General features: G+C 65.2%; 29 protein-coding genes. 10 read left to right on the forward strand and 19 right to left on the reverse strand.

Going from position 1 to position 26,277, the window contains the following annotated elements:
• Position 1 precedes the first annotated feature (1 nt).
• Complete coding sequence (locus tag LO787_RS02580; protein ID WP_232494320.1) at positions 2-469, reverse strand: DUF805 domain-containing protein; 468 nt, start codon at positions 467-469, stop codon at positions 2-4.
• Positions 470-700: 231 nt separating this feature from the next.
• Entirely contained in the window at positions 701-3,388 is a 2,688-nt protein-coding gene (locus tag LO787_RS02585) for a TonB-dependent receptor (protein ID WP_232494321.1), read from the reverse strand.
• A 261-nt stretch (positions 3,389-3,649) separates the two neighbouring features.
• Between LO787_RS02585 and typA the strand changes: the two genes are divergently transcribed.
• Both typA and LO787_RS02595 read left to right on the forward strand, forming a co-directional pair.
• The gene (gene typA / locus LO787_RS02590; RefSeq protein WP_232494322.1) at positions 3,650-5,482 is read left to right on the forward strand and encodes a translational GTPase TypA; all 1,833 of its coding nucleotides are present in this window, start codon (positions 3,650-3,652) and stop codon (positions 5,480-5,482) included.
• Positions 5,483-5,614: 132 nt separating this feature from the next.
• A complete protein-coding gene (locus tag LO787_RS02595) occupies positions 5,615-6,232 on the forward strand; it encodes a YitT family protein (RefSeq protein ID WP_232494323.1) in 618 nt (205 codons plus the stop codon).
• 61 nt (positions 6,233-6,293) lie between these two features.
• On the opposite strand, the gene LO787_RS02600 is transcribed toward LO787_RS02595, so the two are convergent.
• The 6 genes from LO787_RS02600 to LO787_RS02625 form a co-directional block, all read right to left on the reverse strand.
• Positions 6,294-7,145 (reverse strand): TorF family putative porin, encoded by an 852-nt coding sequence (locus tag LO787_RS02600; RefSeq protein ID WP_232494324.1) that lies wholly within the window; start codon positions 7,143-7,145, stop codon positions 6,294-6,296.
• A gap of 345 nt (positions 7,146-7,490) precedes the next feature.
• Complete coding sequence (locus tag LO787_RS02605) at positions 7,491-9,044, reverse strand: SulP family inorganic anion transporter (RefSeq protein ID WP_232494325.1); 1,554 nt, start codon at positions 9,042-9,044, stop codon at positions 7,491-7,493.
• Complete coding sequence (locus LO787_RS02610; RefSeq protein ID WP_232494326.1) at positions 9,041-9,730, reverse strand: carbonic anhydrase; 690 nt, start codon at positions 9,728-9,730, stop codon at positions 9,041-9,043. The genes LO787_RS02605 and LO787_RS02610 overlap by 4 nt, the downstream gene beginning before the upstream one ends.
• Before the next feature lie 139 nt (positions 9,731-9,869).
• Positions 9,870-11,195, reverse strand: coding sequence for an ATP-binding protein (locus LO787_RS02615; RefSeq protein ID WP_232494327.1), 1,326 nt, complete (start codon positions 11,193-11,195; stop codon positions 9,870-9,872).
• A complete protein-coding gene (locus tag LO787_RS02620; RefSeq protein ID WP_232494328.1) occupies positions 11,195-11,923 on the reverse strand; it encodes a response regulator transcription factor in 729 nt (242 codons plus the stop codon). The genes LO787_RS02615 and LO787_RS02620 overlap by 1 nt, the downstream gene beginning before the upstream one ends.
• Positions 11,924-12,087: 164 nt before the next feature.
• Positions 12,088-12,354, reverse strand: a complete 267-nt coding sequence (locus LO787_RS02625) for a hypothetical protein (RefSeq protein ID WP_232494329.1) — start codon at positions 12,352-12,354, stop codon at positions 12,088-12,090.
• A gap of 245 nt (positions 12,355-12,599) precedes the next feature.
• Here LO787_RS02625 and LO787_RS02630 point away from each other — a divergent pair, with 245 nt between their 5' ends.
• From LO787_RS02630 to LO787_RS02640, 3 genes are all read left to right on the forward strand, one after another.
• A complete protein-coding gene (locus LO787_RS02630; RefSeq protein WP_232494330.1) occupies positions 12,600-12,956 on the forward strand; it encodes a hypothetical protein in 357 nt (118 codons plus the stop codon).
• A 212-nt stretch (positions 12,957-13,168) separates the two neighbouring features.
• Entirely contained in the window at positions 13,169-13,639 is a 471-nt protein-coding gene (locus tag LO787_RS02635; RefSeq protein ID WP_232494331.1) for a hypothetical protein, read from the forward strand.
• A gap of 147 nt (positions 13,640-13,786) precedes the next feature.
• Positions 13,787-14,938 carry a glycosyltransferase family 4 protein gene (locus tag LO787_RS02640; RefSeq protein WP_232494332.1) on the forward strand — a complete coding sequence of 384 codons (1,152 nt, stop codon included), beginning with the start codon at positions 13,787-13,789 and terminating at the stop codon, positions 14,936-14,938.
• 150 nt (positions 14,939-15,088) lie between these two features.
• On the opposite strand, the gene LO787_RS02645 is transcribed toward LO787_RS02640, so the two are convergent.
• Together LO787_RS02645 and LO787_RS02650 are read right to left on the reverse strand one after the other, a co-directional pair.
• The gene (locus LO787_RS02645; RefSeq protein ID WP_232494333.1) at positions 15,089-15,424 is read right to left on the reverse strand and encodes a hypothetical protein; all 336 of its coding nucleotides are present in this window, start codon (positions 15,422-15,424) and stop codon (positions 15,089-15,091) included.
• Positions 15,425-15,738: 314 nt separating this feature from the next.
• Positions 15,739-16,101: a COG3650 family protein gene (locus tag LO787_RS02650; RefSeq protein WP_232494334.1), complete on the reverse strand. Its 363-nt coding sequence runs from the start codon at positions 16,099-16,101 to the stop codon at positions 15,739-15,741.
• Positions 16,102-16,489: 388 nt separating this feature from the next.
• Between LO787_RS02650 and LO787_RS02655 the strand changes: the two genes are divergently transcribed.
• Together LO787_RS02655 and LO787_RS02660 are read left to right on the forward strand one after the other, a co-directional pair.
• Positions 16,490-16,762 (forward strand): hypothetical protein, encoded by a 273-nt coding sequence (locus tag LO787_RS02655; RefSeq protein WP_232494335.1) that lies wholly within the window; start codon positions 16,490-16,492, stop codon positions 16,760-16,762.
• Positions 16,763-16,964: 202 nt separating this feature from the next.
• The gene (locus LO787_RS02660; protein WP_232494336.1) at positions 16,965-17,435 is read left to right on the forward strand and encodes a hypothetical protein; all 471 of its coding nucleotides are present in this window, start codon (positions 16,965-16,967) and stop codon (positions 17,433-17,435) included.
• Here the strand turns inward: LO787_RS02660 and LO787_RS02665 are convergent.
• The 5 genes from LO787_RS02665 to LO787_RS02685 all read right to left on the reverse strand — a co-directional run bounded on the left by LO787_RS02665 (position 17,432) and on the right by LO787_RS02685 (position 19,762).
• Positions 17,432-17,794: a hypothetical protein gene (locus LO787_RS02665; RefSeq protein WP_232494337.1), complete on the reverse strand. Its 363-nt coding sequence runs from the start codon at positions 17,792-17,794 to the stop codon at positions 17,432-17,434. The genes LO787_RS02660 and LO787_RS02665 overlap by 4 nt on opposite strands.
• Before the next feature lie 100 nt (positions 17,795-17,894).
• Entirely contained in the window at positions 17,895-18,275 is a 381-nt protein-coding gene (locus LO787_RS02670; RefSeq protein WP_232494338.1) for a nuclear transport factor 2 family protein, read from the reverse strand.
• Positions 18,272-18,574, reverse strand: a complete 303-nt coding sequence (locus tag LO787_RS02675; protein WP_232494339.1) for a YciI-like protein — start codon at positions 18,572-18,574, stop codon at positions 18,272-18,274. The genes LO787_RS02670 and LO787_RS02675 overlap by 4 nt, the downstream gene beginning before the upstream one ends.
• A gap of 40 nt (positions 18,575-18,614) precedes the next feature.
• The gene (locus tag LO787_RS02680; RefSeq protein ID WP_232494340.1) at positions 18,615-19,214 is read right to left on the reverse strand and encodes a hypothetical protein; all 600 of its coding nucleotides are present in this window, start codon (positions 19,212-19,214) and stop codon (positions 18,615-18,617) included.
• A 98-nt stretch (positions 19,215-19,312) separates the two neighbouring features.
• Positions 19,313-19,762, reverse strand: a complete 450-nt coding sequence (locus LO787_RS02685) for a helix-turn-helix domain-containing protein (RefSeq protein WP_232494341.1) — start codon at positions 19,760-19,762, stop codon at positions 19,313-19,315.
• 237 nt (positions 19,763-19,999) lie between these two features.
• On the opposite strand from LO787_RS02685, the gene LO787_RS02690 reads away from it, so the two are divergent.
• On the forward strand, positions 20,000-20,626 hold the full coding sequence (locus LO787_RS02690; protein ID WP_232494342.1) for a hypothetical protein: 627 nt from the start codon (positions 20,000-20,002) through the stop codon (positions 20,624-20,626).
• A 467-nt stretch (positions 20,627-21,093) separates the two neighbouring features.
• On the opposite strand, the gene LO787_RS02695 is transcribed toward LO787_RS02690, so the two are convergent.
• Positions 21,094-21,834: a DUF72 domain-containing protein gene (locus tag LO787_RS02695; RefSeq protein ID WP_232494343.1), complete on the reverse strand. Its 741-nt coding sequence runs from the start codon at positions 21,832-21,834 to the stop codon at positions 21,094-21,096.
• On the reverse strand, positions 21,831-22,139 hold the full coding sequence (locus tag LO787_RS02700) for a hypothetical protein (RefSeq protein ID WP_232494344.1): 309 nt from the start codon (positions 22,137-22,139) through the stop codon (positions 21,831-21,833). Before LO787_RS02700 ends, LO787_RS02695 begins: the two co-directional genes overlap by 4 nt.
• A 104-nt stretch (positions 22,140-22,243) precedes the next feature.
• Here LO787_RS02700 and LO787_RS02705 point away from each other — a divergent pair, with 104 nt between their 5' ends.
• Positions 22,244-22,552 carry an alkylphosphonate utilization protein gene (locus tag LO787_RS02705; RefSeq protein WP_232494345.1) on the forward strand — a complete coding sequence of 103 codons (309 nt, stop codon included), beginning with the start codon at positions 22,244-22,246 and terminating at the stop codon, positions 22,550-22,552.
• A 132-nt stretch (positions 22,553-22,684) separates the two neighbouring features.
• Here LO787_RS02705 and thiC read toward each other — a convergent pair whose 3' ends face one another.
• On the reverse strand, positions 22,685-24,544 hold the full coding sequence (gene thiC / locus LO787_RS02710) for a phosphomethylpyrimidine synthase ThiC (protein WP_232494346.1): 1,860 nt from the start codon (positions 24,542-24,544) through the stop codon (positions 22,685-22,687).
• Between the two features lie 407 nt (positions 24,545-24,951).
• Between thiC and LO787_RS02715 the strand changes: the two genes are divergently transcribed.
• A complete protein-coding gene (locus LO787_RS02715) occupies positions 24,952-25,578 on the forward strand; it encodes an SOS response-associated peptidase family protein (RefSeq protein ID WP_232494347.1) in 627 nt (208 codons plus the stop codon).
• Between the two features lie 20 nt (positions 25,579-25,598).
• Here the strand turns inward: LO787_RS02715 and LO787_RS02720 are convergent, their stop codons facing one another.
• Entirely contained in the window at positions 25,599-26,234 is a 636-nt protein-coding gene (locus LO787_RS02720) for a hypothetical protein (protein WP_232494348.1), read from the reverse strand.
• Positions 26,235-26,277 lie beyond the last annotated feature (43 nt).

Genomic DNA, 26,277 nt, shown 5'->3' on the forward strand with positions numbered 1-26,277 from the left:
CTCAGGCGAAGACCTCCGCGCCCGCAGGATCCTTGGGATCCGGGCCGAAGCGGTTGTGGCCGGGCGTGCCGGGCAGGAAGAAGAGAACGAGCTGGACGATGCTGGCGATCCAGCCGACCAGCGGGATCAGGCTGAGCACGATGAAGCCGAGATACCACCAGCCGCTCATGTCGCGGTCATGGAAACGGCGCACGGCCACGGCGATGTTGGGCACCAGCGTGGCGAGCATGTAGATGCCGCCGATCGCGAAGATGAACATCAGCCCGCCGCCGAACATGGCCGAAGGCACCCCGCCGCCGTTCTCCATGCTGGTGAAGGCGCTGAACGACAGGCCCATGCTGACGCCGACGATGGTGAGCACGGTATAGACGATGAAGTTGAACAGCGCGAAGGACCAGAACTCCATCCGCCGGGAGCGCCCCTGGAAATCCGCATAGCGCCTGAGCGGCATGAACATGTAGTCGAGCATGTCTTTCCCCTATTGCACATGGACGCATCTTCCCGCGCCTCACGCTTGCCTTGCGCTTGGGACTATAAAGTCAAAGACTTGACGGGCAACCGAGGACTTGATCCGTCGCATCGGACAGAAAAAGGGGCGCGAAAGCCCTTGGCCTTCGCGCCCCTGTTCCAGTTTGCGCCCCGCTTCTTCACCGCATCTCCTCCCAGAGACGGCGCGGCGGGTGCGCGGTTCACACTCCGGTTAGAACCGGTAGCGTGCCGCCACGCCGTAAGTGCGTGGCTGGTTCGGGTAGCCCGAGATCGAGCCGGGCTGTGCCGGGCTGTCGAAGATCTGCAGGATGGTGCGGTCGTCGAGCAGGTTGCGGCCCCAGACCGTCAGTTCCAGCCCGTTCGCCATCGCGTATGTCAGCGAGGCGTTCATGTCGTTGATGTCCTGCTTGAACTCGCGCGCGGCGGCCAGCGCGGCATCGACGCTGGTGACGTTGCCCGCAGCATCGCGCACGACGAGGCCGGGAAGCCCTTCGACGAGGCGGAACTGCGATTCGTAGTGGTAGTCGCCGCGCAGGATTACGCGATCACCGTTGCCGCCGACCGGCTGCACGAACTCGGCCGAGAACGTCGCCGACAGCGGCGAGACGCCCGCCGGGGTCGTACCGGACAAGTCACCGAAGGCGGACAGTTTGAAGGTGTCGTACTTCGGGTCGAGGTAGGTCCACGCCATCGTCAGCGTCAGCTGTTCGATCGGCTTGGCCGAACCCTCGAACTCGATGCCGAACGCCGATTGCTTGCCCGCGTTCGCGAGGAAGAAGCCCGAGCCGGTGAAGATGTTCGACTGGAAGTTCCGGATTTCCTGCTTGAACACCGCGACGTTGGCCGAGACGATGCCCCAGTTGCCCTTGAGGCCCGCCTCGTAGACGGTCGAGTTCTCGGCATTGGCGAAGCGGCTGCCCGAGGTAAGGTTCGTCACCGCCAGCCCCTGCGCCCGCAGCGCGGAAAGGTCGGCCGGAGTCGGGCGACTGTCGCGCGACAGGTTGATCGAGGCCGCCTTGTAGCCGGTCGCGTAGGCCGCATAGAGGTTCAGCGTCGGCGTCATGTCCCAGGCGATGCGGGCGGTGTAGCTGAAGTCGCCGTCGCTCACCTTGCCCGGCTCGACCGCGTTGGGCACGTTCATGAACTGCGGGAAATACTGAAGCGCGCGCAGCGGGTTGAGCGGGTTCGCCGACGGGTTGTTGGCATTGCCATTCGCGAAGGCGACGAGCTGCTGGTAGACCGGCGCGGTCGCCGGGTTGCTCGCGAAGGCAATCACCTGCGCCGTGTTAGTCGGATTGACGCCGACCGAGCGCAGCGCCCCACCCAGCAGCAGTTGCTGGCGGAAGGCGGAATAGCGCGGATCGTCGAAGTTGATCGCCGAGAACACGTCGTTCGATGTCGTGCCGGTGGCGAAGCGCTTCCTGTCATGCGTGTAGTTCAGGCCACCCGTTACGATGAGCCCCGGCGCCACCTCGAGGTCGAGCTGGCCGAATGCGGACCACGCCTCGTTCTTGAGCTTGTAGGCTTCGGTCAGGCCGGTGCCGGAGCGGAAGAACTGCCCGGTGTACTTGGCCGGATTGCCTTCGTAGGAACCGAAGGCCGTCTCCAGCGCGGGCACGCTGAGTGCGCCGCCCGACAGGCTCTGCACCAGCAGGTTCGCGTAAGGCCGCGCATCGTCGCCCCAGAAGACTTCGTTGTCCTGGTCGATCTTCTCGTTGAAGTAGTACCCGCCGATGAGACCGGTGATGCGATCGCCCACTTCGAAGTTGGCGCGCAGTTCCTGGGTGAAGGTCTTGATCCGCAGGTCCTGCCAGTTGCGGCCCAGCAGGTCGGCGCTGGAGAAGTCCGAGTCCTGGTTCGTAAGCGCGTTGGTGCGCCGATAGGACGTGATAGACGTCAGCTTGGTGCCGTTCAGGTCATAGTCGATCTCGCCCGAAACGCCCCAATTCTCGATCTTGTTGGAGGACTGGAAGTTGTAATAGGCGATGTCGTCATACTTCTCGCCGGGCTGGTTGACCGCCCCGCCAAGCGCGAAAATGGCCGCAGTCGGCGTCGCCTGCCGCAGATTGACGACGGCGCAGCAGTTCTCGTCGATCTTGCCGTAATCGCCGATCAGCCGCAGTTCGAGGCCGTCGTGGTTGTCGAACAGCAGCTGCCCGCGCGAAAACCAGCGATCGCGCTCGTTGGTGCGCCCGCCCGAGGCGAGATCCTTGACGATGCCGTCACGCTTGTTGAGCCCGCCCGCGAGGCTGAACGCGATGGTGTCGCTGAGCGGGCCGGTGACCATGCCCTTGACGACGATGGCGTCGTAGTTGCCGTAGCTCGCCTCGACATTGCCGCCGAATTCGAACTGCGGCTTCTTCGTGACGATCGAGATCACGCCCGCCGAGGCGTTCTTGCCGAACAGCGTGGACTGCGGCCCGCGCAGCACCTCGATCCGCTCGACATCGGGGAAATCCGCGATCATCGAGGCCGAGCGGGAGCGGTACACGCCGTCGATGAACAGGCCGACCGAAGGCTCGATGCCCGCGTTGTTGGCGCCGTTGCCGAAACCGCGAATGTAGAAGTTGGTGTTGGCGCTCGACTGCAACTGGTTCACGCGCAGCGACGGCACCAGCGTCTGCAGATCCTTGAGGTCGCGCATCTGCGCGCGCTCCAGCGTCGCCCCGCTCGTCACCGAGACGGCGACGGGCACGTCCTGCAGCGTCTGTTCGCGCTTGGTGGCGGTGACGATGATGGTGTCGGTATATTCTTCGGCACCGGCCTGCGGAGCCGCGTCCTGCGCCATCGCCGCGGGAGCCCATGCCAGTCCAACCGCGACCGTAGCCAGCAACGCGACCTTGCGTTCGATGAAGATGCGCGATTCCCGCGCGCCGATGCCCGCCAAAACACCCTTCATGGTATCCCCTGTCCCTACTGCACGACTGCCCGCGTCGTGATGCGCGAAGCTCGTCGCAAATTGGTAAGAGCGATCTTCTAGGACTTTAAATCGTTGCGAACAATCAGGACACGCACATGCCTGCGGACAATTCGCACCATTGTTGCAGTATCGCCACATCGTACACGACTTGCCGGAATCGCTATGATCGGCTAAGGGCGCGCCAATTTTGCGGTGCAGCACAGGGCTGCTCGCCCTGCCCCTCTTATCGAGAGTAGAACAATGTCCGCCCCGCTTCCCTTGCGCAATATCGCGATCATTGCGCACGTCGACCATGGCAAGACCACCCTCGTCGACCAGCTCTTCCGCCAGTCCGGCACGTTCCGTGACAACCAGCGCATCGAAGAGCGCGCGATGGACTCGAACGACCTCGAAAAGGAGCGCGGCATCACCATTCTGGCGAAGCCGACCTCGATCGAGTGGAACGGCTATCGCATCAACATCGTCGACACGCCCGGCCACGCCGACTTCGGCGCCGAAGTCGAGCGCATCCTCTCGATGGTCGACGGCGTCGTCCTGCTGGTCGACAGCTCGGAAGGCGCAATGCCGCAGACCAAGTTCGTCACCGGCAAGGCGCTGGGCCTCGGCCTGAAGCCGATCGTCGTCGTCAACAAGATCGACCGTCCCGACGGCCGCCACGCCGAAGTGCTGGACGAAGTGTTCGACCTCTTCGTCAGCCTCGACGCCAATGACGAGCAGCTCGATTTCCCGACCCTCTACGCGTCGGGCCGCAACGGCTACGCCAGCTACGATCCGGACGCGCGCGAAGGCACGCTGACCCCGCTGTTCGAGAAGATCGTCGAGCACGTCCCGGCGCCGAGCCTCGACGAAGAAGCCCCGTTCACCTTCCTCGCCACCCTGCTTGACCGCGACAACTTCATGGGTCGCGTGCTCACGGGCCGCGTCCAGTCGGGCAAGCTCAAGGTCAATGACCCGATCCGCGCGCTCGACGCCGACGGCAAGGTTATCGAAGTGGGCCGCGCCACCAAGGTGCTGTCGTTCCGTGGTCTCGACCGCGTTCCCGTGGAAGAAGCCCGTGCCGGTGACATCATCGCGCTCGCCGGTCTGGAAAAGGCGACCGTCGCCAACACCATCGCCGACCCGCAGGTCACCGTGCCGATCAAGGCGCAGCCGATTGATCCGCCGACCCTGGCGATGCGATTCGCCGTCAACGACTCGCCGCTCGCGGGCCGTGAAGGCGACAAGGTCACCAGCCGCATGATCCGCGACCGCCTGATGCGGGAAGCGGAAACCAACGTCGCCATCCGCGTCACCGAATCGGCCGACAAGGACAGCTTCGAAGTCGCCGGTCGCGGCGAACTCCAGCTGGGCGTCGTGATCGAGACGATGCGCCGCGAAGGCTTCGAGCTCGGCATCAGCCGTCCGCGCGTGCTGTTCGGCACCGACGAGACCGGCGGCCGCACCGAGCCTTACGAAACCGTCGTGATCGACGTGGACGACGAATACTCGGGCACGGTCGTCGAGAAGATGCAGCGCCGCAAGGCAGAGCTGACCGACATGCGTCCGTCGGGCTCGGGCAAGACCCGCATCACCTTCTCGGCCCCATCGCGCGGCCTGATCGGCTACCACGGCGAGTTCCTCTCGGACACGCGCGGCACCGGCATCATGAACCGCCTGTTCGAGAAGTACGACAGCCACAAGGGTCCGATCGAAGGCCGCCTGAACGGCGTGCTGATCTCGAACGGCACCGGCGAAGCGGTCGGCTACGCGCTGAACAGCCTCGAAGATCGCGGCATCCTGTTCGTGAAGCCGCAGGAAAAGATCTACGAGGGCATGATCATCGGCGAGAACGCCAAGCCCGACGATCTCGAAGTGAACCCGATGAAGTCGAAGCAGCTGACGAACTTCCGTTCGACCGGCAAGGATGACGCCATCCGCCTCACCCCGCCCAAGGTCATGACCCTGGAGCAGGCGATCGCCTACATCGACGACGACGAAATGGTCGAAGTGACCCCGCAGTCGATCCGTCTGCGCAAGGCGATCCTCGATCCGAACGAGCGCAAGAAGGCGAGCCGCAAGAAGGACGCGGCCTGATCTGCCCTCCCCTTGCGGTCGGGCTTTCAAGAAAAGCGACTGCGGGGGGATGCATTATCGGTTGAATGAAAGGTCGGGGCGCCATCGGGCGCTCCGGCCTTTCTCTGTTTTGAACGCAGGGGGCACACTGCGATGACGTCTTCGAATGCACCTTCGCCCACGCCGCACGGCCATGGCGAGGACATATACGCCCTCTTCGTAGGGACGATCCATCTGGCGGTCGGGCTAGTGCTGCTGCGCGCGGCGGGGCTGGCAACGGGCGGTGTGGCCGGTGTGGCGCTGGTGCTGAGCTACGCGACGGGCTGGCCGGTGGGCCTGCTCTATGCGCTGATCTCGGCCCCGCTCATGGCCATCACGCTGCGCTCGATGAGTTGGCGCTTCCTGATAAAGACCGGCGTGGTCACGCTCGGCCTGTTCGCAATGACGGCGCTGGCGCCTCTGGGGATCAGGATCGACTGGGTCAGCGATCCCGTCGCCGCCCTCGTCGGCGGCAGCGTGATCGGGATGGGGGCGCTGGCGCTTGCCCGCCACGGCGCGGCGACAGGCGGCTCGGGAGCGCTGGTACTGTGGCTATACCGCACCCGCGGGTGGAACGCCGGGCGCACGCAGTTAATGATCGACGGCAGCGTGTTGCTGTTCGCGGCCTCGCGGCTCGATGCGGCACGCATGGGCTGGTCGCTGCTCGGCGTCGCGGCCACTGCAGGCATCTTGTGGGCCTGGCACCGGCCCGGACGCTACACCGGCTACTGAACGAGAAAGCCCGGCCGCATCCGCGACCGGGCCTCCCCCTGTCATCCGTTTCCGGTGGCGATCAGAACGCTGCGGAGAGCGAGAACACCACGGTCGATCCGGCGATCGACGAACCGTTCTTGGTCGAGGCGAAGTTCGGCGTCAGGTAGGCCGATTCCGACTTCGAGATGTCGGTGTCGACATAGGCAACGCCCAGCACCACCGGACCGACGGCGAGATCCGCGCCGAGCATCCAGTCGACGTAGCTGCCGGTCGGCGCGACGCTGGTGCCGTTCGGGCCAAGGCCCGAGTTACCGTCGGAGTAGCCGAGGTGCGCCTTGAGCGTCAGCGGGGTGTTCGGGATGCCCGCGCTGGCGTCGGTCCACAGGTAGAAGTTGTGCGACTTCGCGCCGGGAGCGTCAGGGGTGCCCTCGGCATAGGAATCGGCGTCCAGATACCAGCGGCCGAGCGCTTCCTGCTTGGGCGCGTAGGCCGCGCCGACGAGCAGGCTGGCCGGGCCGACGGTGCCCGAAACCTTGACGTAGGGTTCAGCGAAGTCCGTCTCCGAAGCGCCGCCCGGATACATGTACCAGGTCACGCCGACATCCACCTTGAGGCCGGGGGTGACTTCGGTCGCGAAGCCGCCGTAGATGTCGAGTTCGGTGTTCGAGCCACCGAAGGTGCCCCAGCCAGAGAGGTTCGAGCCCCAGGTGCCGACGTAGAGGCCGCTTGCGTGGCTCACCGAGACGCCGCCCTGCACCGCGAGTTCCTTGTCGGACTGCGAGACGCCGCGGAAACGGTAGTCGGTGACGAGTGCAACGCTGCCTGCGACAGTGAATTCGCTAGGGGCTTCCTCCTGCGCCATCGCGGGAGTCGCCGTCGCGAGAAACGCACCGGCGAGGCCGGCGACGCCGGCAAAGAGACGAAACTTCATAGTCGGAACACCCTCATGTTACTGTTGTAGCATGTTCCGTCCTGCGGCCTGCGCGCCGGGCTATCGCTGCTTGGCGAGCCCGTTTCACGCCGGCACGTCAATGGATATGGCGTGAAGCTGTCCCTAATATTTCCTGAGTGTAACGAACTATTGCTTAATTCTGCAACGCAACATGTGTGCTCGCAGTGCAACACAAACTACGTCGCGGCGATACTTGCCAGCCTGAAGTCGTGCGATCTTCGCCCTGCGAAGAAAAGAAAGCCGGGCGGAAACGCTTAGCGCTCCGCCCGGAAGGTTAGAGGGCCGGGTGTGAGGGTTCCCGACCCGCCAGGTGTAAGGTCGGCGTCAGCTTGCCAGGGGCAGCGGACGCAGGATCGCGGCAGGTCCGGTCACCCGGTCGCGCTGGCCGCCCTGACGGCGACGGCTGATCCATTCGGACAGCGTCTCCGCAGTGGTGTGGTCCATCGCCTTGACGTGGCCGAGGTCGAGGTGGACCGGGCGGTCCGCCGGCTGCTTCTCCAGCACAGCGTTGAGGCGCGTGAGACCCACGAAAGTGGCCGCGCCGTTCAGTTCCACGCGGGTCGCCTCGCCCTCGTCATGCTCCGCGACCTTGAGGCGCAGGTGACGGACGTGGGGCAGCAGTTCGACCACGGAGAGCGCAAGGCCGACGAGAACGCCGGTCAGCAGGTCGGTGGTCACGACGAGCGCGAAAGTCACCGCCCAGATCGCCGCAGGCAGCGGACCGTGCGCCTTGAACAGGTGACGGACGTGCTTGAGGCTGACGAGCTTCCATCCGGTCACGACCAGAACGCCACCTAGAGCAGCCATAGGCACCTCACGCAGCAACCAGGGCAGCAGTGCGACGAATGCGAGGATCCACACACCGTGCAGCATGGTGGACGCACGCGTCTTCGCGCCCGCCTGCACATTGGCGGACGAGCGAACGATCACGCCGGTCATCGGCAACGCGCCGAAGATGCCACACAGGAAGTTGCCGATGCCTTGCGCGCGCAGTTCCTTATCATAGTGCGTGCGCACGCCGTCGTGCATGCGATCGACCGCGGCGGCCGAGAGCAGCGTTTCGGCGCTGGCGATGAAGGCGATGGCGATGGCGGCGACGATCAGTGCCGGGTTGCCGAGCGGGGCGAACCACTCCGCGCTGGTGGGCAGCGTGAAGGCGGCCGCGATCGACACGGGCACTTCGATGCGGGCGACGTCGAGGCCCATGCCCCAGGCGACCAGCGTGGCCGAGACCACGCCGAGCAGCGCGCCGGGAACGAGACCCATCGACTTGGGCCGCATCTTCTCCCAGGCGAGCATGACGGTGATCGTCAGCACGCCGATCAGCAGCGCCATCTCGGTCGCCGCAGCGTTCGAGAAGTCGAGGCCGAAGACCCGCGCAGGCATCGCTGCGAGGTTCTGGAGACCGCTCGACAGCGGCTTGGCGTCGAACAGGATGTGGAACTGGCCGATGACGATCAGCGCACCGATGCCCGCGAGCATGCCGTGGACGACCGCCGGGCTGATCGCGCGGAACAGGCCGCCGAGCTTAAGGGCACCGGCGATGAGCTGGAGCACACCCGCCAGCAGCAGAACCGGGCCAAGCGCCTCGAGCCCGTTCTCGCGAACGAACTCGAAGACGATGACCGCAAGGCCCGCAGCCGGGCCGCTGACCTGCAGGGGCGAACCCGCCAGCGCACCGACGACGATGCCGCCGATGATGCCGGTGACGAGCCCCTTTTCAGGCGGCACGCCCGAAGCGATGGCGATCCCCATGCACAACGGCATGGCGACGAGGAACACGACGATCGACGCCGTGAAGTCCCGGCCGAAGCTCGGCCCGAACAGGGAGAAGAGGCCTGAGCGGCCGTCTCCCGTGCTGGAGGGTGCGGTGCTCATTCCGCTGCTTCCGCGTATTCGGTAGCGAAGCGGGTGCGGGCGGCGAGCGCGACGGGCAGGTCGCGGTCTTCGCGCAGCGGCACGAACTCACCGGTGTCGCCGTTGAGGCCGAGCACCTGACCGGCGTGGATGTCGACCATCCAGCCGTGCAGCGTCATTTCGCCCTTGGCGATCGCGGCGGCGACCGAGGGGTGCGTGCGCAGGTGGCTGATCTGGGCGATGATGTTCTCGAGCGTGACGGCGCGGACGCGCTCCTTGCCTGTCAGGTCGGAATGGCAGCTGCTGACGATGTTCTCGGCAGCGGCGCCGTGCTTGAGCCAGGCGGCGACGTTCGGCATCGCTTCGAGGCCGGTGGGGTCGGCCAGCGCCTTCATCGCGCCGCAGTCCGAGTGGCCGCACACGATGATGTCGCGCACGCCGAGCGCCATCACGGCGTATTCCACGGTCGAGGTGACGCCGCCGTTCTGGGTGGCGTAGGGCGGAACGATGTTGCCGGCGTTGCGGCAGACGAAGAGGTCGCCGGGTTCGGCCTGCATGATCTGCTCGGGCACGATGCGCGAGTCGGCGCAGGAGATCATCAGTGCCTTGGGGGACTGGCCATGCGTGGTGAGCTTGCCGAAAAGCTCGCTGCTGGCGGGGAAGAGGGTCTTCTCGAAGTTGAAGACGCGACCGATGAGCTCGTTCACTTTGAACACCTTTCTATTATCCACTGCCGTCGGCGCACGCACCTCGGCTCAGTGGGAAAAATTAGGTGTCGTGATTTTCGCCCTTCGTGCCCAAACGTTACGAAAGTTTGCTGCGATGCAGCGTGGATCGCTTCACGATTCAGTCGGTCCCAATCGGAAGGCGGATCGTCGCGCGTAGTCCTCCCTCCGGGCGATTACGCAGATCGAGGGTGCCATTCTCCGTCCGCACGGCCTTGCGGACGATGGGAAGACCGAGGCCCATTCCCGCCGTATCGCGCGCGCGCGCCGTGTCGAGACGGACAAAGGGTTGCAGCGCATCGGTAATCCGGTCGTCCGGGATGCCGGGGCCATCGTCGTCGACGATGATCTCCACGCCGCCACCGTCGCGCCGCACGCTGACCCGCACATTGCCACCGTAATGGATGGCGTTCTCGATGAGGTTGGACAGCGCCCGCCGGATCGGCACCGGACGGACTTTCACTTCAAGGCTGGAGATACCCGAATATGTCGCATTCGCGCCGTGGTCGGCGGCGGTGTCCACCAGAGTCTCGGCCATGACGGCGATGTCGATTCGCTCGGCAGGGATCGAACGCCCATCGCTGTCGACATAGGCCTGGATCGAGTCGAGCAGCATGCGCATCTCCTCGATGTCGTGGTTCAGGCCCTCGCGCACTTCCGGGTCGACGCTCTCGTCGTCGAGCCGCAGGCGCATCCGCGCGAGCGGGGTCTTGAGGTCGTGGCCGATGGCCAGCATCGTCTGCGTGCGATCGACCAGCGACTGGTGGATGCGCTCCTGCATCTCGTTGAGCGCACGGATCAGTTCGCGCAGTTCGTCCGGCCCGCGTTCGGGCACCGGGCGCGGCGGCCCCGATCCGAGGTGACGGGTCGCACCGATCAGCGTGCGCAGGGGCTTCAGCGTCGTGCGCACCAGCACCCATGCCAGCGCGAACAGCAGCAGGGTCGGCAGGATCAGGCTGATGATGCGCCCGACGGTCAGCTTCCACGCCGCATTGGCATGCGTATGGAAGCGGACGAGGCTGTTGTCGGACAGGCGGATCGAGCCGCCGATGTTGCCCTTGCCGGGCAGTTCCTCAAGATGCAGCTCAAGGTCGGCCATCGCCAGTTCGGGCTGCATCTCCACCACCTGCGCCCGCAGATTGGAGAGACCCAGCGTACCACGCCGACGCGCACCGGGCGCGTACCAGTGCAGCTGGAACCGCTCGGTGCTGAGGACGTGGGCGACGTCGTCGCGCTCGTCCGGCTCGGCATGTTCGAGGGTGCGGCGGGCAAGGACGAGGTTCTCGGCGATGCGCTCCGCATCGTCCCGCCGCAGCATGAAGGAATCGACGCGCTCGAACAGGAACGAGTTCGCCGCGAAGTCGATGATGACGACGAGCAGCAGCACCGCGAGCAGCCGCTCCGGCAGGCCCATCCGCCTGAACAGGGCGACGAGCCTGCCTGCCATCAGTTGCGGATCACTTCGGCCTTGAACATGTAGCCGACGCCGCGAACGGTCACGATCGGCGATTCCGCACCTTCGGCCTGCAGCTTGCGGCGCAGGCGGCTGACGAGCACGTCGATCGAGCGGTCCGAACTGTCGCCGATGCGCGAGCGGGACAGCTCCATCAGGCGCTCACGACCGAGCACGCGCTGCGGATAGCCGAGGAAAGTGGACAGCAGGTCAAACTCCGCCCCGGTCAGATCGACGATGGCGCCGCTGGGCGAGCGCAGTTCGCGACGCGCCATGGACACCGCCCAGCCATCGAACTGGATGGAATCGGCCGAGCGCATCTCGGGCACCGGCTCGCTCGACGAATCGAGGCCGCCGCCGCGACGCAAGACCGCGCTGACGCGGGCTGCGAGTTCGCGAGTGCTGAACGGCTTCGCAAGATAGTCGTCCGCGCCGAGTTCGAGGCCCAGAACGCGGTCCTCCTCGCTGCCACGCGCGCTGACGAAGATGATCGGCACGTCGCTTTCACGGCGCAGGCGGCGGAACAGGTCGAAGCCGCTGGTGCCGGGCAGCATGATGTCGAGCACGACCAGGCTCACCGTCGCCTCGCGCAGAGTCACCCACATTTCCGCGCCGGTGGCGGCGGTGAGCACGTTGAACCCGCTCTGGCGAAGCGCGCGCGCGGTCAGGGTGCGGAGCGCCCCGTCATCCTCGACGAGCAGAATGGTGGGAGGGGTTGTCATCGTCTCTTGGGGGAGTCTGTACCGGGGGGCGACCGTCATCGTGCTGTTTGTCTCTGCTGCCGTATAGGGGAGCGGCGCGGTCAGGGGAACCGCGCCGGTCGAAAATGTCCCGCCATCTTCCACAGCGCGAAGAAATATCCCGCGCCGGAGGTGGTGAGCCGGTGTCAGTCCTGCTTCGCGGCCGTCGTGGCATCCGCTACGGCGAACACGGGGCGCTGCGCCTGCTCGGCCTGGACGATGGTGTGGCGGCAGGCGCGGCCCTTCGACGGATCGGGATGGCAGACGGTGGGGGCGGAAGCCGACTTGGCGGTGCCGCGCGCGACGACGGTGGGGTGGCCCTTCGCGGCGCCGATGCTTTCGCCCGCATAGGCAACCGTTGCGGCGCCGGGGGTAGAGAGCGAAACGAGGGCAAGAAGAGCGGCGGAAATCATGGGGTTTCTCCAATCTGGCAATTGATTGACGCCAGATTGGGGGGCGGACGTGTCGCAATTTGGTCTGGGGCGTTACGAAACGTTGCCAGCAGCGACCTGCACAGCAAGCGCTTACAATTGCGTACAATCGTGAATGGAATCTGCCGAACCTGCTCCGCTTCGGTTCAGCAGTCATGGACTACACCAAACTCAACACGGGGACAACGGCTTCCTTGATCCGCCTCCCCGAACACGGAGTAGAAGCCATGAACGTATTCAGGAAGACCGCGCTCGCCGCCGGCCTCGCCGCCACGGCCCTCGCCACGACCACGCCCGCCATGGCGCGCGACTGGCATCGCGGTAACGACAACACCGCCGCCGTGGCCATCGGCGCGGGCATCCTCGGGCTTGCCGTGGGCGCCATCGCCGCATCGTCCAGCCGCGATCGCGACCGCTACGACGACCGCTATTACAGCTCGGACTGGTCGTATCGCGACGGGTACTACTGGGACCGCGACGGCCGCCGCTACTCGCGCGGCGACTATGATCGCTTCCGCAATCAGCGCGAGGACTGGCGCCGTGGCTACAACGGCGACCGGGGCGACTGGCGCCGCGGCTACTGACCTCTGACCGAAACGCGGAGCCGGGTATCCCCCTCCCCGGCCCGCGAGACGCCCGGCCCTCCTCCTGGCCGGGCGTCTTCGCATGTAGCTCGTCGCAAGTTCGACACATCCTGCGACGAATTCACTCGCGGTTCAGTCCGGAAGGCCCACTTTCCCACAGTGCCCGCCGCAACCGCCGTTACCCGGTTGGCCCGGAAAGGGAGTTCCAATTGATGAAAGCCTTGCTCAAGAAACTGGCGCTGGGAGCCGCATTGTCGGCCTCGGTGCTGGCCGCATCCTCGCCCGCCGAAGCGCGTGACCGCTACTATGGCCGCGGCGACAATACCGCCGCCGTCGCCATCGGTGCGGGCGTGATCGGCCTCGCCCTCGGCGCCGCGCTCGCCGACCGCGACGACCGCTACTATAACGACCGTGGTTACTGGGGCTCGCGCCGCTACGTGACCGTGCGCGACCGTCCGGGGTACTATTACTACTACGACGGCTATCCCAACCGGTACTACCGCGACCGCTACTACAGCCGCGACTACTCGCGCTGGTATCGCGATCGCGACCGCTGGGACCGCGGACGGGACCGCTGGGATCGCGGCCGCGACTGGCGCAGCGACCGTCGCTGGGATCGTCGCGATCGCAGATGGGATCGGCGCGATGACCGCTGGGACCGCCGCGACTATCGCCGCCGCTGATAGCTAACGACGATGCACGGCTCACGGTTCGGCGAACGGCCGGAAACGCCTTTCGTCAGCCGTGACGCGCATCCCCGCGAACTTTGGGGAGCGCCGTCCGAAGCACCCTCGCCAAGTGGGGCGGGGGCGGCTATGGGGCGCTCCATCATGCAAACCGCAGACCTGCGCATCGCCCTGTTTTCGGGCAATTACAACTACGTTCGTGATGGCGCCAACCAGGCGCTCAACCGACTCGTCGGCTACCTCCTGCGCCAGGGCGCGCAAGTGCGTGTCTACGCGCCAACAGTGACGGAACCCGCTTTCGAACCCACCGGGGATCTCGTCAGCGTCCGCTCCTTCGCGATCCCCGGACGCCCGGAGTACCGCTTCCCCTTCTCCATATCCGGCAAGGCCCGCCGCGATCTCGCTGCCTTCGCGCCGAACGTCGTCCACGTCTCCTCGCCGGACCCGGTCGGCCATCAGGCCGTAACCTGGGCGCGCAACCGCCGCATCCCGGTGCTCTCCTCGGTCCACACCCGGTTCGAGACCTACCTGCGCTATTACAACATGGCGTGGGGCGAACCGGTGGTGGAAGCCATCCTGCGCCGCTTCTACCGCCGCTGCGACGCGCTCGTCGCGCCCTCCGAGAGCATGGCGCAACTCCTGCGCGAACAGCGCATGAACTACGACGTCTCGATCTGGTCGCGCGGCGTCGATCACGAGATCTTCAACCCCGGCCGCCGCGACCTCGAATGGCGCCGCAGCCACGGCATCGCCGACCACGAAGTCGCCATCGGCTTCCTCGGCCGCCTCGTCATGGAGAAGGGCCTCGACGTCTTCTCCGACACGGTGGACGAACTGCGCCGCCGCGGTGTCGCCTACAAGGTTCTCGTCATCGGCCAGGGCCCGGCGCGCGAGTGGTTCGAGGAACGCATCCCCGGGGCCGCCTTCGTCGGCTTCCAGGGCGGCGCCGACCTCGGCCGCGCCGTCGCCTCGATGGACGTCCTGTTCAACCCCTCCGTCACGGAGACGTTCGGCAACGTCACGCTAGAGGCCATGGCCTGCGGGCTGCCGGTCGTCGCCGCAGCCGCCACCGGCAGCCAGAGCCTCGTCGACGATCGCGTATCCGGTCGCCTGATCCCCCCCGGCGCGATCCACCAGTTCGCCGAAGCCCTCAAGAGCTACATCGAGAGCCCTGAACTTCGCTGCAACCACGGCAACGCCGGCGTCGCACGCGCAAGCGAGTTCAGCTGGGACCGCATCAACCAGGAAGTCGCGGACACCTATCTGCGCCTGATCCGTCAGAAGTCGCGCCGCTAAGGCGCAAGGCCCGGGAACCACGCAAAAACGAAGGCGCGGCGGGGTGGCTCCTCCGCCGCGCCTTGCGCTTCTCCCTTCCCTCGGCTCCGGCGCGAAGGGCCAGCCGACCTCCGCGCCACGTTCTCCCTGCGTCGTTCTGCTTTTAATCCGTCATGCGATCTTGCGCTGGAGGCGGACCAGCGCGCGGTCGATTTCCGCCCGCGCGCCATCCCCGATCTCACCCTGAACCACGCGGTAGACGATCCGCCCGTTCTCCAGCGAATAGGCCACCGTCGCCATGCCATCGTTGAAACTGGCAAGGTAGAGCGCGGGCTTGCGCTGGATGAGGGCGAGATCGTCCGTCCGGGGGATCAGCGTATCACGCATATAATAGGCACCCGTCATCGCGGCCTGATCGACCGGCGCATCGGCAGCTTGCGCCGCTCCCGCCGTCGTCATTGCGAGCAGGGCGAACCCCACATGCAATACTGTCAGGAATCGCTTCATGACGTGCTCCTCTCGGCATCCTCGTCAGGTGCGGCACGTCTTCGCGAGCCATCATCCCTTGCCGCAGTTCGTAACATGCAGCCTGTCGCCGACAAAGCGAACAATCCTGAAGAAGCTTAGGATTTCTGCGGTTTTTGCAGTGCGCAACGCTCGATATGCCGCCGGATACCGGCGTCATATCCGGATATCCGCCCGGAAAGACGGCGGATTGACTGCCGGTTCGCAATCTTCCGGCAACCCGAGCATCGCTGGGGCGAACAGTTCCTTCGCAACCGCACAGCCGTCATAATCAGCCCGGGAGCGGCAGTCCGGTTTTAACCGCCCGTCCTGCTCCGGGGCTCACGATCGGTCCATCCGCAGCCCTTGAGCGTCGTTTCGCCGATCCGCAAGGTAACGATGAACGGATAGCGTGCGTCCGACATCCCATCGCTGCACTCGCCGGGCGTCACCACGAGAGTCGTAGGCTTGTCCGACAGCACGCCACTGAACGACACCCCGCCGCGCCCGGCAAAGCGTGTGACCGGAGCAGTCTCACCCTTTTCGTCACCCGGCGTGGCGTAAGTCAGACCCCGTGGACCGACGGTCCCGTTCCAGAAGGGCTCGGTTCCCATGAAATGCACCGTTTCCTGCGCGGTGATCCCGTTCCACGGGCGGTGATCGGCCGCATCGCCGGGCACATCCTTTGACGCCGAGTGACATGCTGCAACTGCGAGAAGCGCCGGAAGCGCTGCGGATCGAAGGCGGCCAAGGCGTGACATGCGTTCCGCGCTACGCGGCAGGGCCAGACCACACAACCACATTCACGGCGATTCGCTGTTTCCAAGGCGATGATTCGCCGATTTCCGGGAATCGATACGAAAGTTTTTCCGTCATGCATGTTTTTTTCCGAGGTTAGCGTTACCTCAATTGCTTAAAAAACAGGCACATTCAGAGTTTGTTGCAAATTATGCACCACTGGGTTCGGTGATTGAAATTGCTCAAACGTTCAACATCCGCTTTTGCTGCATCGCACAAGATAAATGTCGCCCGAGGCGATGAGCCTCTTCAGAATTTAAGGATTTTCCTATGTTCAAGACTGTTCTCGCCTCTGCCGCCGTTGCTCTCCTCGCCGTTCCCGCCGTCGCTCAGGCCGACGACAGCCGCGCGTTCTCGCACGAAGGCGTCAACTACACCTACACCACCGCCCAGAAGGGCCAGGTCACCGTCATCGACGGCGCAACCTCGGCTGGCGTTCCCTTCCGCCTCTACGTCAAGGGCGGCCGCGTGACCGGCACCTACAACAGCCGTTACGTGTCGTTCACGACCGCCGAAGCTGCCAAGCTGAACCTCGGCCAGTAATCGGTACCAACGATCGGGCATACTGATCGCGCGCTCGCGCTTTCCGGGCAGTCCTCCTCTCCCAACGCCCGGGAAATGCTGAGCGCCGAACCAGGCGCCGTCCCCCATCGCGCGGGACGGCGCCTTTTTCTTTGCGTTAAGCCGCCCGACAGGCGCGGCGACCTATGAATAGGCTTATGCGGTACGGCATCGGTCAGGTTCGATGAGCGCGGGCAAACTGGCCCTGCTGCTGGTCGTGGGCGGTCTCGCCGGAGCGGCCTTCGCGACGCTGACGACCGGCTCGCTGCCGCATTTCTCCAGCCCCGAACACGCCCGGTCCGTCACGATCGAGGGCAGTTCATCCCACCGCTCATGGCTCGACGAGGGGCTCTCCGCCCTGGATTCGCCTGCGTGGCCCTTTGGGCGCGGCGCCCATGATCGCGAACCCGAACACCCCGTGCCCCCGCCCGATGGCTATGCGCCTTACGGCTACGGCGCGCCGGACGATTACGGCGACGGTTCGTGGGAGCGCGGCCAGTACGGTGGTCGCAGCGCATATTCGGGCGAGGAGTATGTCCCGGCCCCAGCGCCCGAAGCGCCGCGCCCTGCCCCTCGGGAAGACTCCGCGTCCGATGCCGCCGCCCGCGCCGCCGATGCCGCGCAGGACGTCATCGCCGCCGAGAACGCGCCTTAGTCGTTGGCCGACAACCGATCGAGGTTCTCGCGCACAGTGCGGCGGTAGTGGTTCACCGTGCGATGGCACAGCGTCTCGGGGTCATAGCCCCACTGCCCGGTCGCCAGCGCCATGCCCATTTCCAGGTTGGCCCAGACCTTCTCGGTGACCATGCGGACCATCTCGTCGCCGGCATCGGGATCGCCCCAGCCGATGCGCGCGGTGCGCAGTGCGATGACGGAGCCCGCCTCTACCCACAGCTTGCCCGTATCGCGCAGCAAGGCTTCGGCGGTGTTGTCCTGCATCATCGGCACGCGTCCTTCGTCCCTGCCCGCGCGCAAGGGTTGCGCGTGTTCCGGCAGGCCGGTCGCCTTCGTCATGCATCCTCGGAAAAGCTCCCGATGCGCTCGACCGGCGCGCCGGGTAGAGGGAGGCTCCTTAGTCGAACTCGCCCTCCATGGAAACCTTTTCAGGCGCCGCTCACGTCATCGTCACGAAGACCTCCGCCTCGATCACCCAGGCGCCAGCCACATCGCGCCACTTGGCCGCGTAAGTGCCTGAGGCCAGCGGCGTGTCGGAGCCCGCCTCCGTACCCTGCCAGCGCCCGTGCTCCATCGCGATCGGCTCGACCGGAGAGAGCGTGACGCTTTCCGGCGTGCGAACATAGACCAGCCGCCCGGCGTGGGCGAACTCGCGCTTCCAGACTTTCACCTGCGCCATGCGGCCCGCGATCACGGCGCTGTCGGAGCCCGTCACCATCACGCAGTCCTTCGCCAGCAGCGGCGCGATCGCGGCCGCGTCGCCCTCGGCGATGGCGCGGTTGAAGGCGGCGCGACGAGCGCGGATCGCCAGCTCGGTCAAGGACGCACCGGAGCCGAGGCGCCTTCGCCCACCACCGTCACCCAGCGGCGGACGTTCCAGCGCTCGACGAGGCCGTTGGTCACGTAGGGATCGGCAGCCGCGAAGGCCTCGGCCACTTCCGGCCCCTCGCCCGCGAAGAGCAGCATCGCGGTGTCGAGCGGATCCTCCACCGCCCCGCCGAGCAGCAGCTCGCCGCGCTCCGCCGCGTCCCACGCCAGCGCGAGGTGTTCGGCGCGGAACTCGGGGCGGCGCTCGAGGTAGCCGGGGCCGAGGTGGTAGATCAGCAGGTAGTGGTTCATCGCCCGACCCTGCCCGCGATCCCGCCCGAGGGAAACCCCCTCAGGCGCAACCTTCGACATAGGCCAGCACCGGCATCTCGCCGACGTGGATCAGGCCGACGCGGCCGTCCGACTTGATCTCGAAGCGCAGCGCCGATTCTCCGGGGCGGGCGTTCGGGGCGGTGAGGTATTTCGCCGGGGCGCTCTCGTACTTGTGGGGCTCGGATCGGAAGCCGGCGAACCAGCCCTGCACTTCCTTCTCGGTGGCGCCGACGCCGATGCCCTCGGCCAGCTTCACCTTCGAGTTCTGGCCCAGCGTGATGCGGCGGACCGCGCCGTCCTCGACGATGGCGTAGACGCCGGGGTACTCGGGCGAGCTGACCGTGCGGCAGGCGTCGCTCGTCTGCGCGCCGCGCTCGGCCCAGGTGCTGCCCTTGGGCACCGGCTTGCCGATCTTCAGGTCGCCTAGCCCCTCCAGCCCGAGCACCGCCGCCGGGGCGGCCACCGGAGCCGCCTCGCTCGCATCTGCGGAGGGCGCCTCGGTGGCGATGTCCTCGACATCGGCGCTGGCCGAGGCAGTGGCGGAAGGCTCCTCCGGCCCCGACGAACAGGCGGCGAGCGAGAGGAAGGCGATGGCGGTCAGCGAAGCGAAGTGTTTCATGCCGTCACTAACTGCCGTCCCCGGCTGAACGTTGCATGACTTCGCAGGTGAACTCTGGTTAAATCAGACCGGCCCGAAAGTGTCTTGCGACCGATGCCTCAGCCAAGCCCCCGACGCCACCGCGCGCCCGCCCGCAGATACTGCCGCATGAGCGCGACAAGCGCGGAATTGCTGACTTCCAGCCTCGCGCGGACATAGCGCCCGCGCCGCATGACCACATGCACCGCCCCGTCGAAAGCCGCCGCTGCGCGCTCCTCCGGTGTGAACTTCCGCGCCGGCGCCAGAGCCTCGTCAGCCGAGGCCGCGAAGTCCCACGCCGCCACGAAGCCGCACGCCCCCTCGCGCCGCCGCAGCCGGTAGACGCTCTCCCGCGAACACCCCACCCGCGCCGCCGCCTCGACCACCGAGCCGGTCTCCGCCAGCCAGCCGATGAACGCCCCCTGCCGCTCCGGCGTCCACCCGTCCCGCCGCGAACGCATGGGGACCGGGACGAACGGCGCGATGCGCAAGTACGCAGGCCAGCGAGGCGCAGGGTCGGGACGGGGCATGGCCGCGAGGGTAGCGCGCGGCGGGGGTTGTAGGAAAACGGTTCGTGGGAAGAGGCAAGGAAGGTGCGAGGGTTATTACCCTCGCGCTCCCGGGAATGGCCGTTTGATGAGACCGCTACGACAAGGGCTGCTGACTAAACAACTTTTACCCGAAACATCACGGGAGCGCAGAAAGTTCAAACTTTGGAATCACTTATCGAAATTTGACCAAAACATTGATTCTGCTAATATTTATGTATGGATCCTACATACCACCTCAATGGCAGCTTCAAGCCCACCACAAAACGATTCGCCGATCTTCAAGGCGCAGATTTCTTTCCTACGCCAGCTTGGGCAACTGAGGCGCTGATCGATAATGAGCAATTCTCTGGCCCGATCTGGGAATGCGCATGTGGTAACGGCGCGATGTCCGAAGTCTTAAAAAAGGTTTCGACAGAAGTTTACAGTTCCGACTTGCATGATCGAGGATATGGCGATGGCGGTATTGATTTTCTAGAATCAAATACACCATTTGATAATATTATAACAAATCCTCCATACAATTCTGCCGAAGGCTTCGTGCATAAAGGACTTGAACTCGCAAATAAGAAATTTGCCCTGCTGTTGAGACTCGCCTTCCTTGAGGGGGTTAACCGTCAGAAGACGATTTTTTTAAAAAATCCGCCCGCGCGAGTCTGGGTTTTTAGTGAAAGAATTACCTTTTATCCTGCTGGAGCCGATATAAAAGGCTCTGGAACCACAGCGTATGCTTGGTTTGTTTGGGACAAAGATCAAAAAGAAAGAACTGAACTTTGTTGGCTGCCTCCTATTTACAAAAAAGGAGGCAAGGCCAACCGAGAAATATTAGAACCCGAGCTTTTCTAAATATTTGCGCCCATTTTCGGTAATACGATATCCAGTGTCGGGCACATGCTCCAAGTACCCTTCATATATGTAATTTCCTTCCACCCCATGGTGAGATTGTATATTTCTAATTAGCTGATGCCACAGAGGCTCTCCTGCTCGTGTAGGAGAGCCAGCTAAATCACCTCGAGACAAATTTAGCATAGTCGGAATTTGCGATCGAGCCGCATCAAAAGTGCAGACGCCTACTGCATTCGCAGAGGCAATTTTCATAACCGCAAGCGCAACTTCATTTTCGGTAATTCTAGACATTTGGCCCCTCTTTCATAACCGATAATAACTTAGACGCGACATACAAACTAGCAAGGTAGCGATCTAAGTTTTTGCACTGATGCTGAAAAAGACCAACACTCCAAATCACTTCAAATTAAAATATAGTAAGAATAACGATTGCATCATGATGTCAACTTTTGGGGCGATTGGAGCATTCAACATATGCCGATCAACCCCATCGCCGCTGCCGGTGCGCGTTCCTTCGCGCCGTTGATGAAGAACGCGAAGACCTCGCGCCCTTCGCTTGCCCAGCCGCGCGCACGTTCCGCCCATGCGTCGAGTTCGGCTTCGGGGTAGCCGGTTTCCAGATCGGCGCGGGCGTTCTGGAGGCGGGCGTAGACGAAGGGGGCGCAGTCGGGTGCGTCGAGCACGGCGTACTTGGGGGAGTCGGCCAGCACCACGGCGGTGCCGGACTTGCGACACAGGTCGAAGAACGCGGGATCGTCGAAGCTTTCGTGCCGGGCTTCGATGGCGTGGCGCAGGGGCAGCCCTTCGTGGGTGGCGGGCAGCAGGGCGAGGAAGGCGGCGATCTCGTCCGGCTCGAACTTCTTGGTGGCGGCGAGTTGCCAGTTGATCGGGCCGAGTTTGTCACCCAGTTCGACGAGGCCCTGTGCCATGAAGTTGGCCACGCTCTCGCCCGCTTCGGCCAGATCCTTGCGGTTGGTGCAGTAGCGACTGCCTTTCAGCGCGAAGCGGAAGTGGGCGGGCACGGCGTCGCGCCACTTGGCGAAGCTGGCGGGGCTCTGGCGGCGGTAGAAGGTGGCGTTGATCTCGGTCGCGGTCAGGTGTTCGCCGACATAGGCGAGTTCGCGGGCCTGCGGCAGTCCCTCGGGGTAGAACAGGCCGCGCCAGGGCTCGTAGGTCCAGCCGCCGATGCCGATATGAATGCCGCTCATGACTTCTTCCGGGCGAGGCGCTTGCGGTTGGCCGTGACCTTGCGGCGGTAGTGGCTGACCGCCTTCTGCGCGCTCCTTTCGGGCGATGCGAGCCCGCCGGTGGCGAGTTTCAGGCCGATGTCGGTCGCGGCCTTGACCTTTTCCGACACCATCAGCCGGTTCTCGCGGTCGCTGCCGCGCCCGGTCATCATGTCGGTAGTGCGCATGCCGATGACCATCATGCTCTCGGCCCAGAGCCAGTAGCTGTCGTGGGCGAGCTTCATCCAGTCCGTCGTCGGCCAGTCGGTTTTAGGGGTGCGGCGCATGTCCGGCCTCCTTGGGTGATGGACGCAGGGTATGCCACGGCCATGGAACTGGTCAAACCGTCGCGGCGCTGCCAAGGGCTCGCGGGACAGCAGGAGACAGGTTCATGGCGAGCGACGACGAGGACTACGTGTACGACGAGGACAGCGGCGAATGGCTGCCCGCCTCGGAACTGGCGGCGAAGCGCGCGGCGGCGGATACGGTCGAGGTGCGCGACGCGGTGGGCAATCCGCTGGCCGACGGGGACTCGGTGACGCTCATCAAGGATCTGGACGTGAAGGGCGCGGGCCAGACGCTGAAGCGCGGCACCGTCATCCCCTCGATCCGCCTGACCGGCGACGCGCAGGAGATCGACTGCCGCTATCCCGGCATCAAGGGGCTGGTGCTGCGGGCGGAGTTCGTGAGGAAGCGGTGAGCAGGTAACGTCGTCCCGGGCTCGACCCGGGATCGCTGGCCGTGAACGGCCCGCCTCGCGGGGAGGCACATTCAGCTTGCGGGCGCCTAAAGACCGCCAGCGGTCCCGGATCAAGTCCGGGACGACGCTACGTCAATCGTGCTCGCGGCCACCCGCACCCATGTAGAGTTCGCTGCCGGTTTCCCTGAACACCTTGCTCATCTGCGCCATCCCGGCCTCGGCTTCCTCGGCGGCGAGGAATTCGGTGCTGGGCTGGTTCTGCTTCGCCGCGAAGTCACGCACTTCCTGGCTGATCTTCATCGAGCAGAACTTCGGCCCGCACATCGAGCAGAAGTGCGCGGACTTGGCGCCCTCTGCGGGAAGCGTCTGGTCGTGGTACTGCTCGGCGGTGTCGGGATCGAGCGACAGGTTGAACTGGTCGCGCCAGCGGAATTCGAAGCGGGCGCGGCTGAGGGCATCGTCGCGGACCTTGGCGGCGGGGTGGCCCTTCGCCAGATCGGCGGCGTGGGCGGCCAGCTTGTAGGTGACGACGCCGACCTTCACGTCGTCGCGGTCGGGCAGGCCGAGGTGCTCCTTGGGCGTGACGTAGCAGAGCATCGCGGTGCCGTACCAGCCGATCATGGCCGCGCCGATGCCGCTGGTGATGTGGTCGTAGCCCGGCGCGATGTCGGTCACGAGCGGCCCGAGGGTGTAGAACGGCGCCTCGCCGCAGGCCTCGAGCTGCTTCTCCATGTTCTCCTTGACCTTGTGCATCGGCACATGGCCCGGCCCCTCGATCATGACCTGCACGTCCTGTTCCCAGGCCCGCTTGGTCAGTTCGCCCAGCGTGTAGAGTTCGGCGAACTGCGCCTCGTCGTTGGCGTCGGCGATGGAGCCGGGGCGCAGGCCGTCACCCAGCGAGTAGGCGACGTCGTAGGCCTTCATGATCTCGGTGATCTCGTCGAAGCGTTCGTAGAGGAACGATTCGCGGTGATGGGCAAGGCACCACTTGGCCATGATCGAGCCGCCCCGGCTGACGATCCCGGTCACGCGCTTGGCCGCCAGCGGCACGAAGGGCAGGCGCACGCCCGCGTGGATGGTGAAGTAGTCCACCCCCTGCTCGGCCTGTTCGATCAAGGTGTCGCGGAACACCTCCCAGGTCAGGTCTTCGGCGATGCCGCCGACCTTCTCCAGCGCCTGGTAGATCGGCACGGTGCCGATGGGGACGGGCGAGTTGCGGATGATCCACTCGCGCGTGTCGTGGATGTTGCGGCCGGTGGAGAGGTCCATCACCGTGTCCGCGCCCCAGCGGATCGACCAGACCATCTTGTCGACCTCGCTCGCCACGTCCGAGGCGACGGCGGAGTTGCCGATGTTGGCGTTGATCTTCACCAGGAAGTTGCGGCCGATCGCCATCGGCTCGCTCTCGGGGTGGTTGATGTTGGAGGGGATGATGGCACGGCCGCGCGCCACTTCCTCGCGCACGAATTCGGGCGTCACGTAGTCGGGGATCGATGCGCCCCAGTCCTGACCGTCGCGCGCGTATTCCTTCAGCATCGCACGGCCGAGGTTCTCGCGCTCGGCCACGTATTCCATCTCGGGCGTGATGATGCCGCGACGGGCGTAGTGCATCTGGCTGACGTTCATGCCTGCCTTGGCACGCAGCGGGCGCTTCACGACGTTGGGGAAAGCCGGGACGCCGCCGGAGCGGTCGGGGCCGAGCTGGCCGTTGTCCTCCGGCTTCACCGCGCGGGCGGCGTAGTCCTCGACGTCGCCGCGGGCGAGAATCCACTCGCGGCGCTTGGGCGTCAGGCCCGCCGCGATGTCGATGGTGACGTTCGGGTCGGTGTAGGGGCCGGAGGTATCGTAGACCCGCACCGGCGCCTCGCCGCTGCCGGGTTCGAGGTGGATCTCGCGCATCGCGACCCCGAGGGGGCCGACATGGATCTTCCGCGACCCGCGAATGGGTCCGGTGGTTACGCCGATCTCAAGCTTGGAATTGATGTCTGCCATGGATTGCCTCTCTTCTTTCCATGGGACGGAAAAAGAGACGGACTGCGGGTGTTGAATGGCATTCCAACCCGACGCTCCACTTCCTCCGCCCGTGCTAACGGGTTCAGGTTCGACGGGTCTTGTGGAGCATACCCACAACTCTCAGCCATATGCTTGGCCCCCCGGGGACGGGGCGGATGATAGCCATGGTGAAGGGGGAGGTCCAGAGGGTGTGAAGCGCCCGCCGCATCCGTCGCCCCTGCGAAGGAGCGGCCCATCGAAGGCAGGAGCCTATCCCCCTTTTCGTCATTGCGAGCGCAGTGAAGCAATCCACGGTCGGCCCTCGCCTCTGGATTGCTTCGCTGCGCTCGCAATGACGGAGGGTTTTGTCGTGCAGGAAAAACCCGCCTCGTCTAAAGCCCGCGCCGATGCCCATGCTCTATCGCCTCGACGCAGCCGCGCCTGCGGTTGCCCGCCGTTTCGGAGCGGAATCGGGCAATGATCCGTGGGACGGCGGCCATGTCGCGCCCGGACAGTTCGCGCCGGTCATCACGGCGGGGCGCGAGGCCATCGCGGGGCCGAGGCCGGAGTACCGGACGCCGCGCCGGATGATCCCACGCCTCTGGGGCGTGCCGCCGCCACCCTCGGTCCACGAGCAGCGCGGCATCCTCTCGGTGCGCAATCTCGACAGCCCGTTCTGGATCGGCAACCTGCGCAACAGCGAGTTCCGCTGCCTGATCCCCGCCACCGCCTTCATGGAATGGGGTCGCCCCTCCCCGACCGACGGCAAGCGCCGCCAGTGCTGGTTCACCTGCGCCGACCAGCCGGTCTTCGCCATGGCGGCGGTGTGGAAGGACAGCGAAATCCCCTCCTTCGCGCTCATCGCCGTGGAGGCGAACGCAGCGCTCAAGGCCGAGGGGCGCGAGACGATGCCGGTGATCCTGCCGCCCGATCCGGCAGTGCAGGACACATGGCTGCGCGGCGGCTGGGACCGGGCGAAGGCGCTGGTCACGCCCTACTCCTCCTCGCTGCTGGAGATGCGTCAGGCAGGCTGAACGGAGCCCGCCAGTCAGCCTCAGACCAGCGATTTCTCCGAAGACATCGTGTAGCGCATGTTGCGGAATATCCAGCCGCCGCCATGCGGCTCCCAGATGGCGGGCTTGGTGGCCGGATCGAGGAACAGCACCGGAAATTCGTACTGATCGCCGTCGTTCTCTTCCACGTACATGCGTCCCGTGGCCTCCATGCCCATCCGCTCCCACGAGCTCTGCGCCTCGTCGGAAGCAGCGGCACAACCGATGCGACCCGCGTAACCCTTCTGCCGCGACAGATTGACCGCGTATTCCTTCATGAGAATGCCGCCGCCCACGACGTAAGGCGAGGCAATCGTGCCTTCGATCCAGACGCCGCCACCGGGAATATATTCCTGATATTTGGCGATGGTGGAGATCGCCATGAGCACCACCGGCGTGCCCGATATCCGGTAGACGTAGAATTCGTAGTCGCCGAAATGGTTGTTCGCGCGGTCCCGCATATCCTCGCAGATGTCGGAATACCGGACGCTGCTATTCAGATCGAGCAGGTTCGCGTCGAGGCTGCCGGTGGTCAAGTTGACGATATGGTCCAGAGCGTTGGCGGCGACCACGACGTCTGCGGCGAGCACCAGTCTTTCGATCGGTGGATCGGTGATCCACGTATACCTCATCGGCATGCAACGCTCCCCTTCAACCGGACGGAATCGATGCCCTGCACCG

The sequence above is a fragment of the Novosphingobium kaempferiae genome (assembly GCF_021227995.1).
GTDB classification, from domain to species: Bacteria; Pseudomonadota; Alphaproteobacteria; order Sphingomonadales; family Sphingomonadaceae; genus Novosphingobium; species Novosphingobium kaempferiae.